Here is a 13032-nt window from a genome sequence, read left to right as displayed (position 1 = left end):
AAGGAACAGGACACAGCAATGGGATCACTGGCACGAACCGGCATGGGCGTGGCCCTGGCGTGCGGGGTACTGGTCACCGCCGTCAGTATCGGACAGCACTCCGACAGCGGCGACGGCGACAAAGCACGAGTGAAGAAGACATCGGCGTCGGCACCGCCCAAGGGGCCCTACGTCGCTCTTGGGGACTCGTACACCTCGGGCCCCGAGATCCCTCCCCAGACCGGCGATCCGGCCGGCTGCGACCGCTCCGGCCGCAACTATCTGTCCGTCGTCGCGAAGGAACTCGGTGTCAAGGCGGCCGACTTCCGCGACGTCAGCTGCAGCGGCGCCACCATCACCGACCTCACCACCCCCCAGTCCACCGACCACGGCACCAACCCCGCCGAGCTCTCGGCGCTTTCCGCCTCCACGAGGGTGGTCACCCTCGGCATCGGCGGCAACGACATCGGCTTCAGCTCGATGATGACCAAGTGCGTCGCCACCGGATCGCTCTTCAAGCTGGCCGACAGGCTCACGGACGTCACCGACAACGCGCCCTGCAAGAAGAAGTACACCTCCGGCGACACCGACGAAGTGGCCCAGAAGATACGCGCCACGGGCGACCGCGTCACCCGAGCTCTGGCCGAGATCGACCGCCGCGCGCCCGGGGCCAGGGTCTACGTCGTCGGCTACCCCGCGATCCTGCCCGCCGAAGGCACCGAGTGCGGCCGCGAACTGCCCCTCGCCCCCGGCGACGTGACGTTCCTGCGCCAGAAGCAACAGGAGCTCAACACCATGCTCGGCGACCGCGCCCAGGCCGCCGGGGCGACGTACGTCGACACGTACGCCCCGTCCGCCGGACACGACGCCTGTTCCCCTGCCGGCACCCGTTGGATCGAACCTCTCCGGCCCAGCAGCCCGGCAGCCGTCGTCCACCCAACGAACACGGTGAACGAGGCATGGCCACCGCCGTCCTGAGCGCCATGAGGAACTGACGACACCCCAGCAGGACATAAGCCGCGGGTCACCGGCAGGGAGCCAACTGTAAATCCTCGTCACAAGCAGGCTAACGCCGTACCCGCGGCATCCCCAGCCCTATCCACGAGATGATCTCCCGCTGGATCTCGTTGTTGCCGCCGCCGAAGGTGAAGATCACGGCGGAGCGGTAGCCCCGTTCGAGCTCGCCGTGCAGCACGGCGCCCGCGGAGCCCTCCTGGAGTGCGCCGGGGGCCGCGACGATCTCCAGCAGCCAGGCGTAGGCGTCCCGGCGGGCCTCGGAGCCGTAGACCTTGACGGCGGAGGCGTCCTGGGGGGTGAGGGTGCCGTTCTGGAGGGCGCCGACCATCTGCCAGTTCAGCAGCTTGAGCGCGTCGAGCTTCACATGGGTCTGGGCCAGCCGGCGGCGCACCCAGGGCAGGTCGACGACCCGGCGGCCGTCGGCGAGCTTGGTCTCCGTCGCCCAGCGCTGCACGTCGTGCAGGGCGCGGATGGCCATCGTGCCGTGCGCGGCGAGGGTCACGCGCTCGTGGTTGAGCTGGTTGGTGATCAGCCGCCAGCCCTGGTTCTCGGGGCCGACCCGCCGGGAGACCGGGACCCGGACGTTCTCGTAGTAGCTGGCGGTGGTGTCGTGCGAGGCGAGGGTGCGGATGACCGTGCAGGAGTAGCCGGGGTCGGCGGTCGGCACCAGGAGCATGGTGATGCCCTTGTGCGGCGGGGCCTCGGGGTCGGTGCGCACGGCGAGCCAGACCCAGTCCGCGGTGTCGCCGTTGGTCGTCCAGATCTTCTGCCCGTTGACCACGTACTCGTCGCCGTCGCGTACCGCACGGGTCTTGAGGGCGGCGAGGTCGGTGCCGGCGTCGGGCTCGCTGTAGCCGATGGCGAAGTCGATCTCACCGGCGAGGATCTTCGGCAGGAAGTCCGCCTTCTGCTCGTCCGTGCCGTACCGCATGATCGTCGGCCCCACGGTGTTGAGCGCCATCAGCGGCAGCGGCACGCCGGCCTGGGCGGCCTCGTCGAAGAAGACGAACTGCTCGATGGGCGTGAGGCCCCGGCCGCCGTACTCCTTCGGCCAGCCGACGCCGAGCCAGCCGTCCGCGCCGAGCCGGCGGATGGTCTTGCGGTAGAAGCGTTTCGCGGCGACCGGGTCGATGTGCCGGGCGTAGGCGTTGGCCGGCACCAACTCGGCGAAGTAGGCGCGCAGTTCGGTGCGCAGCCGCAGCTGCTCGGGCGTGTGGTCGAGGTGCACGGCGCCTCCTGGCTTCCCAAGGCCGGTGTCCGGACGGTGCTTCCCGAGGCCGGTGTCCGGACGGTCCTGACGGCGCACACGGTAGAACGTGTTCCAGAAATTGGGAATGGGGAGCGCGACGCCAGAAGGGCCCCGGAGCGGAAGCGCTCCGGGGCCCTTCGACCGTGCGGTGATCAGTGAGGTACCGGAGTCGGCTGGGCCGTCACCGCCGGCTTCCTGGCGGCCTCGGGGGCCAGCAGGCGCTCCGCGAGCACCCCGAAGACCAGCCCGAAGGCGGTCCACAGGGCTGCCTGCACGGCGAGGGCGGCAAGCCGGTACTGCCACAGCAGGGTGGCCGGGAAGTCCGCCGGAGCCTCGTTGAACGACGGCAGGAAGGCGTACGCCAGACCCACGACGAGGACGAAGAACCCGCCCGCCGCCAGCGTGGCGTTCCAGTTGCCCAGGCGCGGCGCGAGACGCCTGCCCAGGACGACGGCGCCGACCGCCAGCAGCACACTGAGCACGACCATCAGGAAGTACAGCGTGGTGCGCTGGTTGAGCGTGTCGGGATCCCCGACGGCCGGCGGGTTGGCGGGGTACTTCAGGAACGGGACGACGTACACCGAGACCAGCCCGGCGCCCGCCAGGAGCAGCGCGCTCGCGCGCGGCCCGAAGCGGCCGATCCGGCCGAGCGCGAAGCAGTACGCCAGGGCCGCGATGCCGCCGAAGGCGACTCCGTAGACGAGGACCCCGGTGGACAGGCCCGCGGTGGACTGCAGGGTGCGGCTGACGAGTTCCTCGCCGCCGTGCTCGTGGGCGTGCGCCTCCTCGAAGGCGATCGCCTCGTCGACGCGCGGTTCGCCCAGGAAGTAGGCGACGAAGAGGGCCACCAGGCCCGCGGCGAGTCCCGCGAGCATGCCACGGACCAGGAGGTTTCTGACAGTTGCGGAGTTCATGAGCGGATGCGCTTCCTCTTCGCTGTCAGTGGCAGGGGAAGCCGAGCAGGTGGCGGGCGTCGTGCACCCACTCGTGGACGCCCTCGCCGGACACCACGGACGTGGCGCCCTGTTCGGCGCCGACGAAGTACAGCAGGACCAGCATCAGGATGCCGAAGAAGACCGCCCACGGGACGATCGCCCCGATCGGCAGCTTCTCGGGGAGGGCGGTAGGGGTAGCGCTCGGCTGGACGGCGGACTGCGCCATGGCAGGACCTCCTGGGGGAACTCGCGTCCCGGCTCGGTGGTGCACAGGACGACGGTGCGGGTCTGACTCACCCGGCCCGCACCTGAGATGGGGGCCCGGCACACAGTGGCGCGACCGTGCCGGGCTTCCACCGGCTTCCGCTTGTCCGTCGTCGATGTCGATTTCGTCGAGGACCGTACCGCGAAAGTGCAGTTCCGGCCAAGGGCGCATGGACGGGGTACGGGAGCGGGACCGCCGGCCCGTCCGGCAGGATGACCTCCCATGACGGGTGAGGAACCGAGGGCGCCGCTCGGACGCACCGGGCTGGAGACCGCCGAGCACCCGCAGGTCGAGAACGTGCCGCCGACCCGCGCCGCCCGGCACCGGATCGCCTCGGCAGCGGCTTCCGCGACGGTCGCCGCACCGGCGGACCGACCCGTTGAGGTCGACGAGGCCGACGAGCAGTGGCACCGACTCGCCGTCCAGAGCGGCCTGTTCGACGAGGACGGCGTGCGCCTTCGCGAGGAGGTCGGGCACCGGGCCGCGACGGACCAGCGGCTGTCCACGGCCTCGACCTCGGGGCCTCGGCCTCGGCCGTACGACTGCTCGACGACCCGCACAGTCACATCCGTGACGCGGCCGACCGACGCCCGCGACTGCCCGCCCGGGTACCGAGCACGAGAGAAAGGCCTCGCATGACGAGCAGGCTGGTCCTGGTCTCCCCCGCACTCACGGCCGCCCTGCGCGAGGCGCGGTTCGACGACGGCGGTCCGCTCGACGACGTCGGGCTGCGGCAGGCCCGGGCGGCCGCCGGGACGCTGCCGACGGCCGAGCGCGTCTGGACGTCCCCCACCGTGCGCTGCCGCGAGACGGCCGCCGCACTGGGCCTCGACGCCGTGGACGCGCCCGGGCTGGCGGCGCTGGACGCGGGCCGCTGGCGGGGCGAGGCACTGGCGGACGTGGGGGCTCGGGAGCCGGACGCGCTGGCCGCGTGGCTCACGGACCCGGCGGCCGCGCCGCACGGCGGGGAGTCGGTGCGGGCGGTGTGCGAACGGGTGGCCGCCTGGCTGGACACGGCCGCACTGCAGCCGGGGCGGACCGTGGCCGTCGCCGAGCCCGAGGTCGTCCGGGCCGCGGTGGTGCGGGCGCTGGGAGCGCCGGAGTCGGCGTTCTGGCGCACCGACGTCCCGCCGCTGACGGCCGTGGAGCTCAGCGGCCGGTCGGGGCGCTGGAACGTACGGATGGGCCGCCCCCTGTGAGGCGCCCGCGGTGAGGGCGTTTGCGGTGAGGGCGTCTGCGCGCGGTCTCAGACCAGCGTGCCGATGAAGTCCGTGCAGGTCGCGGCGCAGGCGCGGCAGGCGGCCGCGCCCTCCTCGGCTCCCGGGTGCTTGTCGAAGGCGTGGGCGCACTCCAGGCAGACGGTCCGGCACCACTCCAGTTGGGCGCGGATGCCGGCCTCGTCCATCCGGCTGTCCTCGGACAGCACCCGGCAGGTCGCGTCGCACACCTCCGCGCACATGATGCCCTTGCGTCGCACGAGTTCGTCTCGTTCGGTCCCGTCCGGGTCCACGTGGCTCGCCCGCAGCGCACAGGCTCGCGCACATTCGGTGCACGCCTGGGCGCAGGCGAAGCGGTCCTCCAGGAATCGGAAGAGTTCCTGTTGGGATGTCGTCGAAGTCACCCCCGGCGGGTAGCCGGGAAGGGCGGCGCCAAACCCGCCCGGCGGCGACATCTGTGCCGGACGCCATGCGTGAGGTTCCGTCGACGGGGAGTCACGGCCCCGGAATGGTCCCGGAATGGCGGGTTCATGACCCGTTACGGGGGTATTCGGCTGATATGACTACCGCAAGCATGCAGCTGGCCGCCGCGAGCGGCCTGCTCAGCCTCGTGATGTTCGTCGTCGGCATGGCCGTGCTGGCCGTGCTGGCCGGCGGCTTCTGGCTGGGCGCGCGTGTCAAGTCGCGCGAGCCGGACCGGCCGCGTCCCGAGGAGCAACCGCAGCTGCCGCCGGGCGGCGCGGTGCGTGAGATCCGCGAGAACCGCGAGCCCGACGAGGTCCCTCGGACGCCGAAGGGGGGCCGTCCCCTCACCCCGTACGAACTGAGCAACATGCAGACCCGGGCGAGCACGGACCAGAAACGGCCGCGCTGGAGCCGCGGCAGCAGCGGCTCGTTCGGCGGCGGTGGCCTGGGAGCCCACTGATCACCGGGCTCCCCCTCGCCTGCGCCGGTCAGGCGCCGACGTAGGCCGCCAAGTGCTCCCCGGTGAGGGTGGGGCGGGCGGCGACGAGGTCGGCCGGAGTGCCCTCGAAGACGATCTTTCCGCCGTCGTGGCCGGCGCCGGGGCCGAGGTCGATGATCCAGTCGGCGTGCGCCATGACGGCCTGGTGGTGCTCGACGACGATGACGGACTTGCCGGAGTCGACGAGCCGGTCCAGCAGGCCGAGCAGGTGTTCGACGTCGGCGAGGTGAAGGCCGGCGGTCGGCTCGTCGAGGACGTAGACGCCGCCCTTGTCGCCCATGTGGACGGCCAGCTTGAGCCGCTGCCGCTCGCCGCCGGACAGGGTGGTGAGCGGCTGGCCGAGGGTCAGGTAGCCGAGCCCGACGTCGGCGAGCCGGTCGAGGATACGGTGCGCGGCCGGGGTGGCGGCCTCGCCGGCGGCGAAGAACTCCTCGGCCTCGCCCACCGACATCGCCAGCACCTCGCTGATGTCCCGGCCGCCGAGGCGGTACTCGAGGACGGCAGGCTGGAACCGCTTCCCCTCGCAGTCCTCGCACATCGTGGCGACCGTCTGCATGATCGCCAGGTCGGTGTAGATGACGCCGGCGCCGTTGCAGGTGGGGCAGGCGCCCTCGGAGTTGGCGCTGAACAGCGCCGGCTTCACCCCGTTGACCTTGGCGAACGCCTTGCGGATCGGGTCGAGCAGTCCGGTGTAGGTCGCCGGGTTGCTGCGCCTGGAGCCGCGGATCGGGCTCTGGTCGACCGACACCACGCCCTCCCCGGCCGGCACCGACCCGTGCACGAGTGAGCTCTTGCCCGATCCGGCGACGCCGGTGACCACGCAGAGCACGCCCAGCGGGAGGTCGACGTCGACGCTCTGGAGGTTGTGCGTCGACGCGCCGCGGATCTCCAGCGTGCCGCTCGGCTTGCGCACCTCGTCCTTCACCGCGGCCCGGTCGCCGAGATGGCGGCCGGTGACCGTGTCGGCGTCCCGCAGCCCCTCGACGGTGCCTTCGAAGCACACGGTTCCGCCGGCCGTGCCGGCGCCCGGGCCGAGGTCGACGACGTGGTCGGCGATCGCGATGACCTCCGGCTTGTGCTCCACGACGAGCACGGTGTTGCCCTTGTCCCGCAGCCGCAGCAGCAGGTCGTTCATCCGCTGGATGTCGTGCGGGTGCAGGCCGATGGTGGGCTCGTCGAAGACGTAGGTGACGTCGGTGAGCGAGGAGCCGAGGTGGCGGATCATCTTGACGCGCTGCGCCTCGCCGCCGGACAGCGTGCCCGAGGGCCGCTCGAGCGCGAGGTAGCCGAGGCCGATCTCCACGAACGAGTCGAGGGTCTGCTGGAGCGCGGTGAGCAGCGGCGCCACCGACGGCTCCTCGAGCGCGCGCACCCATTCGGCCAGGTCGCGGATCTCCATCGCGCAGGCGTCGGCGATGCTGATCCGCTCGATCTTCGACGACCTGGCGCCTTCGCTGAGCCGGGTGCCGTCGCACTCGGGGCAGGTGGTGAAGGTGACGGCCCGCTCCACGAACGCCCGGATGTGCGGCTGCATCGCCTCCTTGTCCTTGGACAGGAACGACTTCTGGATCTTCGGGATCAGGCCCTCGTAGGTGAGGTTGATGCCATTGACCTTGATCTTGACCGGTTCCCCGTAGAGGAAGGCGTGCAGCTCCTTCTTGGTGTACCTGCGGATCGGCTTGTCCGGGTCGACGAAGCCGGACTGGGCGTAGAGCTGCACCGTCCACTGGCTGTCCGACTTCCAGCCCGGGATGGTGAACGCGCCCTCGGACAGCGACTTGGAGTCGTCGTACAGCTGGGTGAGGTCGATGTCGGAGACCGCGCCCCGGCCCTCGCAGCGGTTGCACATGCCGCCGGTGCGCTCGTAGGTCGCCTTCTCGGCCTTGGTCCGGTCCCCGCGCTGGACGGTGATCGCACCGCTGGCCCGGACCGAGGCCGTGTTGAAGGAGTACGCGCTGGGCGGTCCGATGTGCGGCTTGCCGAGTCGGCTGAAGAGGATGCGCAGCATCGCGTTGGTGTCGGTGGCGGTGCCGACGGTGGAGCGGGGGTCGGCGCCCATCCGCTGCTGGTCGACGGTGATCGCGGTGGTCAGCCCGTCGAGGACGTCGACCTCGGGCCGCGCCAGCGTCGGCATGAAGCCCTGTACGAAGGCGCTGTAGGTCTCGTTGATCAGCCGCTGCGACTCCGCGGCGATGGTGTCGAACACCAGGGAGCTCTTGCCCGAGCCGGAGACCCCGGTGAACACCGTCAGCCGGCGCTTAGGGATCTCGATGCTGACGTCCTTGAGATTGTTCTCGCGCGCGCCGTGCACCCGGATCAGGTCGTGACTGTCGGCGAGGTGCAGCTCAGGCGACTGCGCGTCCGCTCTTCTGGCCATGATCGTCTTCTCTCCGTCCGTGCCGCCCGGCTTGCTCCGACCAACCTAGGCGCGAGGCGGGGGTGGGCGCTTCTCGAATACTGATCGGCTCCTGATCGGCTCCTGATCGGTTCGGTGACGTTCAGGTTCGGACAGGCGGCGGACAGTAAACGACAAAGCGGAGCGAGGGCGGGCCGGAGGCGCTGAGATGGCCTGATTCGTCGTGCAGGATGAGGTGGAAGATGGCCGACATGATGCGGGCGGAACCGGCGCGGCGCGCGGGTGCGGGGGCGGGCGTTGCGCAGCAGGGCGTTCAGCAGAGCGCTCAACCGCACATGAAGCAGAACGTCAAACGGAACGTCAAGCAAAGCGTCAAACAGAGTGTGAAGCGGACCGTGAAGCAGAGGGCCGAGCAGAAACGGTGCGGCTGTGGAGCGCCCGCGCCGGAGGCCGCGGTCGGCGGGGCCGAGGAGCGGTTCCGGGGGCTGCTGGAGGCGGCCCCGGACGCCATGGTCATCGTCGACGACACGGGCACGATCAAGCTCGTGAACGCCCAGACGGAGGCGCTGTTCGGGCACGGGCGGGAGGAACTGCTGGGCCGCCCGGTCGAGTTGCTGATCCCGCACCGCTTCCACGACCAGCACACCGCGCATCGCAGCGGGTACACCGCCAACCGCCAGGTGCGTCCGATGGGCGCCGGTCTCGAACTGCACGGGCTGCGCAAGGACGGCACGGAGTTCCCCGTCGAGATCAGCCTGAGTCCCCTGGAGACCACGGAGGGACTGCTGGTGTCGGCGGCCGTGCGCGACGTCAGCGACCGCAAGGCGGCCGAGGCGCGCATCAACGAGCTGGCCGCGCTCGTGGAGTCCTCCCAGGACGCGATCCTCGCCAAGACCCTGGACGGGTACATCACGTACTGGAACGCGGCCGCGCAGCGCCTGTACGGCTACACCGCCGAGGAGGCCATCGGCCGGCATGTCTCGATGCTGGCCCCGCCGGAACTGCGGGGCGAGGTCCGCGCGCTGCTCGAGCGGCTGCGGCACGCCGAGAAGGTCGAGCACTACGAGACGCTGCGGATGACCGACACCGGGGCGCTGCTGGACGTGGACGTCACCCTGTGGCCGACCCGGGACACGCACGGCACCGTCGTCGGGGCCTGCGCGATCGTGCGGGACATCAGCGACCGCAAGCGCGCCGAAGCCGAGCTGACGGCGCTGTACGAGCAGCAGCGGCACATCGCCCTGACGCTGCAGCGCAGCCTGATGGGGACGCCGCCCGCGCTGCCCGGTCTGGCCACCGCGAGCCGCTACCGGCCGGCCACCCAGGGCGCCGGCGTGGGCGGCGACTGGTTCGACCTGATTCCGCTGGGCGCCGACCGGGTGGGTGTGCTGATAGGCGATGTCATGGGCCGTGGGCTGGAAGCGGCCGCCGTGATGGGCCAGTTGAGGTCGGCCGCGCACGCGCTGGCGAAGACCGGTATGCAGCCCCGGCAGTTGATGCGGGCGCTGGACACCTGCGTCGCCGATCTCGACGTGCCCGACCAGCTCGTCACCTGCTGCTATCTGGTGATCGCCCCGGACACGGGCACGGTGACGGTCTGTTCGGCCGGGCATCTGCCGGTGCTGGTCGCCGGGGTCGGCGAGGGCATCAGCGCGCTGCCCTGCCCGGTCAACGCACCGCTCGGCGTGGGCGACGTCCTGTACGAGCAGTCCAGTTCGGAGATACCGCCGGGGGCCACGCTGGTCCTCTACACGGACGGTCTGATCGAGACGCCGGGCAGCGACATCGAGGTACGGATCGGTGAACTGACCGTGCTGCTGGAGGAGTTGTTCGTGGGCACACCGTGTCTGGAGGCCGCGGCGGACCATGTCCTGGCGGGCCTGCTGCCGGACGCCGACGGCCACAACGACGACGTCACCCTGCTGCTCGCACAGTTGCCGGCCGCGCCGCTGGCCGCCGTCACCACCCATCTCCCGGCCGCGCCGGCCTCCGTGCCGGAGGGGCGGTCCTTTCTCCACAAGGCGCTCACCTCGTGGAACTGCGCGGACAGCGCCGACGACGCCCTGCTGCTGCTGTCGGAGACGCTCACGAACGCCGTCCAGCACGCCCAGGGCCCGGTCGCCCTGCATCTGCACCGCACGGCCACCGCCCTCACGGTCGAGGTCAGCGACCGCAGCCCGCAGCTCCCCCAGCCGCGTCTGGCGGTCGAGGACGAGGAGTCGGGCCGCGGTCTGATCCTGGTCCGGGCCCTCGCCGCCAGCTGGGGGGTCCGGCCGACGGACGAGGGCAAGACGACCTGGTTCACGCTGAAGCTGTGAGCCCCCGGGGCGGGCCGCCGCCGGCCGGCGCGAAGGCGTCCAGGTGCGCCTGGACGTACGGCACGGCCACGGCGTGCAGTTCGCGTTCGCCGTCGACGAAGGCGGGCTGGACGTTGACCTCGAAGACGACCCCGCCGTTCTCCGCCGCCAGGTCGACGCCCGCGAAGGGCAGCCCGACCGACGCGGTGGCCGCGACGGCGAGTTCGGCGAGCCGGGGGTCCAGGTCCGGCGGGGCGATGTGGACGGCGGTGGCGCCCTGGCAGGTGTTGCAGGGCGTGTCGGTCGAGGGCTGGAGGTGCTCCCGGGCGTGGACGACCCGGTCGCCCAGGACGAAGACCCGGAACTGGTGGCGTTGGCCGTCGGGGGTGACGTTGCCCGCATCGCGCGAGAGCAGCCAGTCGGTGCCGCGTTCGGCGTAGTAGGCGGTGGCCTGCTCCAGTTGGGCGGTGTCGGTGACGTGGAAGGTGTCGTTGCCGCCGGTGCCGACGACGGGCCTGGCCCAGGTGTCGCGGCCGAGCCGGTCGAACGTGTCGGCCGCCTCCCGTGCGGAGGGGCGGTGCAGCACGGCGGTCTCCATCTGGGCGACGCCGTCCCGCACGAAGCGTTCCACGGTGAGGTTCTTCTCGGTCGCGGTCCGCCAGGCGTCGGGGCCGGCGGCGAGGGTCACCACGTCATGGCTCTCCAGGAGCTCCTGGAAGCCGGCGAGGGCCCGTCGGTGGTGCGGCGGGATCTCGTAGAGCAGGACGACATCGGGCACGAAGTCGAGCCGCTCCTCGGGAACTTGCAGCCGTAACCGGCCTCCGTCGCGGACGCCCCGGCCGGTTCCACCGGTCGCGAAGTGCCGGGAGTCGACCCGGACGGGCGGTGCGCCGGTGAGCAGTTCCACGGCGTCGGCGAGGTAGTCACGGCAGCCTTCGGGCGAGGTGGGGTCGGCGATCAGGGCGATGCACGGTCGGGACACAGCGGCCTCCAGTGGCTCTCGACGCGCGCTCGTACCGCGGGCGGCCCACGCGCGGCCCGAGCGGTGTCACGGATGGTGCCTGTCGCGCGGGTGGTCGTCGCACCCGCCGCCCGAGGAGCCGCGCCGGTGTGCGGAGCCGTGCGCCGGGTCCGGTCGGGTGCCGGTCGGGTACGGTCGGTGACCACGGGGGTGGTGGGGCTCGCCCCGCCGGATCCGCGGGCAGGGCTGGCCGACCACTGTAAGCACCGGGCGGGACGCCGTACCAGGGCGCATGACAGGCCCGCCCCTGCCCCTTCTTCTGCGCCGTCCGCCCCGGTTCGTGCGCCCTGCCCGGCCGGTGGGCAAGCATGCGCCCCAGCCGTCCCAGACCTGGTCGGCGGCCTCGGGGGGGGAACAGGGTCGGGGGGTGCGCTACGAGCCCGAGCGCGCCTTGCCGACACCGGGCCCGAGGCCAGGGCCGTCGAGGGCATCGACGTGGGCGATGTTGCGCCGGTCCTCGGCGTCCGCGCTGGTCTCGGCGGCGAACCAGGCGTCCAGGATCTCCTTGAGCAGCGGCTCGGAGGTCAGGCGGAGGCTGAGGGCCAGGACGTTGGCGTCGTTCCAGCGGCGGGCGCCGTCGGCGGTGTAGGCGTCGGTGCACAGGGCGGCCCGGATGCCGGACACCTTGTTCGCAGCGATCGACGCGCCGGTGCCGGTCCAGCAGCACACCACCGCCTGCTCCGAGGTGCCGTCGGCCACGTCCCGTGCCGCCGCCTCCGAGCACACCGCCCACTGCGGGTCGTCGCCGGTGCGCAGCGCGCCGTGCGGCACCACGTCGTGCCCGCGTCCGCGCAACTCCGCGACCAGGGCGCGGGCCACTGGTTCGTCCATGTCCGAGGAGACCGAGATCCGCATGCCCGCGAGCCTACAGCCGGCCTCCGGTGAGACCGACCGGATTCGCGGCGGGCAGGATCCCGGAGTCCAGGACGGTCCTGGCGAGCGGGTCGAGCAAATGCGCGAGGCGGGCGGTGGCCCGGTCGCCCAGGGCCGTCCACGGGGTGGCCGCGGCGGCGTCCGTCTCCGCCTCCACCTCCTCGTGGGCGACCGTTCCCGCCTTGGTGAGCCGCCCGTCCTCGTCGAGCCAGCCGCGCTCGAGCAACTCGGTCTGCCCCGACCGCCATTGCTCCAGGTCCCACTTGCGGGTCTGCCGCTGGAACTCCGCGTCGGACTCCCCCGCCGCGCACTTCAGCAGCATCGCCCCGACCGGCCCCAGCCGACGGCCGACCAGCACGGCGACATGGCCGTCACCGCGGTGTTCGCGCAGCGTGGTCAGGGCCTGCCAGAGCCTGACGTGGGGCTGTGCCGGGCGGGGCAGGGCCTGGTTGGCGGCGCCGAGCACCCGCCCCGCGGTGTCCGCGGCGAGCGCCGCCTCCCAGGCCAGGTCGGCGGCCTCGGCCAGCTCCGCGGAGTCGACGACGTCGGGGCCGTAGAGGCTGGTCATGGCGGCGTCCACGGCCCGTGCCCGTGCCGTCAGCACGTCCTGCGGAGCTGCCCGACCCCATGCGTCGGGCAGCGCACGCGCGACGCGGTCGGGATGGAAGACGTAGAAGCAGCTGGTGACGACGGAAGCGGGAGCCGGTCCGAGGGGCGCCGCCCGCAGGGCGAAGTACCCCATCCAGTAGCCGAGCATCCCGAGTCCGTCGGCGGCCGCGCGCACCTCGGGCGCGAAGTAGACCACCTGGTGGACGGGTTCGAACCGCTCCCACATCGCCCGTGCGACGGTGTCACTCAC

General features: G+C 72.0%; 13 protein-coding genes and 1 riboswitch. Of the genes, 5 read left to right on the top strand and 8 right to left on the bottom strand.

Features of this window, described 5'->3' with window-relative positions; genetic code table 11:
* Nucleotides 1–18: 18 nt before the first annotated feature.
* Nucleotides 19–957: an SGNH/GDSL hydrolase family protein gene (locus tag ABZ725_RS32420; protein WP_358806047.1), complete on the top strand. Its 939-nt coding sequence runs from the start codon at nucleotides 19–21 to the stop codon at nucleotides 955–957.
* An 88-nt stretch (nucleotides 958–1045) separates the two neighbouring features.
* Here the strand turns inward: ABZ725_RS32420 and ABZ725_RS32415 are convergent, their stop codons facing one another.
* The 3 genes from ABZ725_RS32415 to ABZ725_RS32405 all read right to left on the bottom strand — a co-directional run bounded on the left by ABZ725_RS32415 (nucleotide 1046) and on the right by ABZ725_RS32405 (nucleotide 3406).
* A complete protein-coding gene (locus ABZ725_RS32415) occupies nucleotides 1046–2224 on the bottom strand; it encodes an acyl-CoA dehydrogenase family protein (RefSeq protein ID WP_358806046.1) in 1179 nt (392 codons plus the stop codon).
* A gap of 173 nt (nucleotides 2225–2397) precedes the next feature.
* Nucleotides 2398–3159 (bottom strand): CbtA family protein, encoded by a 762-nt coding sequence (locus ABZ725_RS32410; RefSeq protein WP_351915153.1) that lies wholly within the window; start codon nucleotides 3157–3159, stop codon nucleotides 2398–2400.
* A 25-nt stretch (nucleotides 3160–3184) separates the two neighbouring features.
* A complete protein-coding gene (locus ABZ725_RS32405; RefSeq protein WP_351915155.1) occupies nucleotides 3185–3406 on the bottom strand; it encodes a CbtB-domain containing protein in 222 nt (73 codons plus the stop codon).
* A 35-nt stretch (nucleotides 3407–3441) separates the two neighbouring features.
* A riboswitch (cobalamin riboswitch) is annotated at nucleotides 3442–3599 on the bottom strand.
* 68 nt (nucleotides 3600–3667) lie between these two features.
* On the opposite strand from ABZ725_RS32405, the gene ABZ725_RS32400 reads away from it, so the two are divergent.
* Nucleotides 3668–4084 (top strand): hypothetical protein, encoded by a 417-nt coding sequence (locus tag ABZ725_RS32400; RefSeq protein WP_358806045.1) that lies wholly within the window; start codon nucleotides 3668–3670, stop codon nucleotides 4082–4084.
* Complete coding sequence (locus ABZ725_RS32395; RefSeq protein ID WP_351915157.1) at nucleotides 4081–4644, top strand: histidine phosphatase family protein; 564 nt, start codon at nucleotides 4081–4083, stop codon at nucleotides 4642–4644. The genes ABZ725_RS32400 and ABZ725_RS32395 overlap by 4 nt, the downstream gene beginning before the upstream one ends.
* Nucleotides 4645–4691: 47 nt before the next feature.
* On the opposite strand, the gene ABZ725_RS32390 is transcribed toward ABZ725_RS32395, so the two are convergent.
* Nucleotides 4692–5066 (bottom strand): ferredoxin, encoded by a 375-nt coding sequence (locus ABZ725_RS32390; RefSeq protein WP_358806044.1) that lies wholly within the window; start codon nucleotides 5064–5066, stop codon nucleotides 4692–4694.
* Between the two features lie 155 nt (nucleotides 5067–5221).
* On the opposite strand from ABZ725_RS32390, the gene ABZ725_RS32385 reads away from it, so the two are divergent.
* Nucleotides 5222–5587 (top strand): DUF6479 family protein, encoded by a 366-nt coding sequence (locus ABZ725_RS32385; RefSeq protein WP_351915161.1) that lies wholly within the window; start codon nucleotides 5222–5224, stop codon nucleotides 5585–5587.
* A gap of 28 nt (nucleotides 5588–5615) precedes the next feature.
* Here the strand turns inward: ABZ725_RS32385 and ABZ725_RS32380 are convergent, their stop codons facing one another.
* A complete protein-coding gene (locus tag ABZ725_RS32380; RefSeq protein WP_358806043.1) occupies nucleotides 5616–8003 on the bottom strand; it encodes an excinuclease ABC subunit UvrA in 2388 nt (795 codons plus the stop codon).
* Between the two features lie 374 nt (nucleotides 8004–8377).
* Between ABZ725_RS32380 and ABZ725_RS32375 the strand changes: the two genes are divergently transcribed.
* Complete coding sequence (locus ABZ725_RS32375; protein WP_358806042.1) at nucleotides 8378–10300, top strand: PAS domain S-box protein; 1923 nt, start codon at nucleotides 8378–8380, stop codon at nucleotides 10298–10300.
* Here the strand turns inward: ABZ725_RS32375 and ABZ725_RS32370 are convergent.
* From ABZ725_RS32370 to ABZ725_RS32360, 3 genes are all read right to left on the bottom strand, one after another.
* On the bottom strand, nucleotides 10284–11261 hold the full coding sequence (locus ABZ725_RS32370; protein ID WP_358806041.1) for an alpha-L-glutamate ligase: 978 nt from the start codon (nucleotides 11259–11261) through the stop codon (nucleotides 10284–10286). The genes ABZ725_RS32375 and ABZ725_RS32370 overlap by 17 nt on opposite strands.
* A 411-nt stretch (nucleotides 11262–11672) precedes the next feature.
* Nucleotides 11673–12155: an RpiB/LacA/LacB family sugar-phosphate isomerase gene (locus ABZ725_RS32365; RefSeq protein ID WP_358806040.1), complete on the bottom strand. Its 483-nt coding sequence runs from the start codon at nucleotides 12153–12155 to the stop codon at nucleotides 11673–11675.
* A 10-nt stretch (nucleotides 12156–12165) separates the two neighbouring features.
* Complete coding sequence (locus ABZ725_RS32360) at nucleotides 12166–13032, bottom strand: hypothetical protein (protein WP_358806039.1); 867 nt, start codon at nucleotides 13030–13032, stop codon at nucleotides 12166–12168.

This window comes from Streptomyces sp. NPDC006872, assembly GCF_040635845.1.
Taxonomy (GTDB): Bacteria; Actinomycetota; Actinomycetes; order Streptomycetales; family Streptomycetaceae; genus Streptomyces.
Note: the sequence above shows the minus strand (reverse complement) of the source record. Positions and strands in the feature narration are given on the sequence as shown.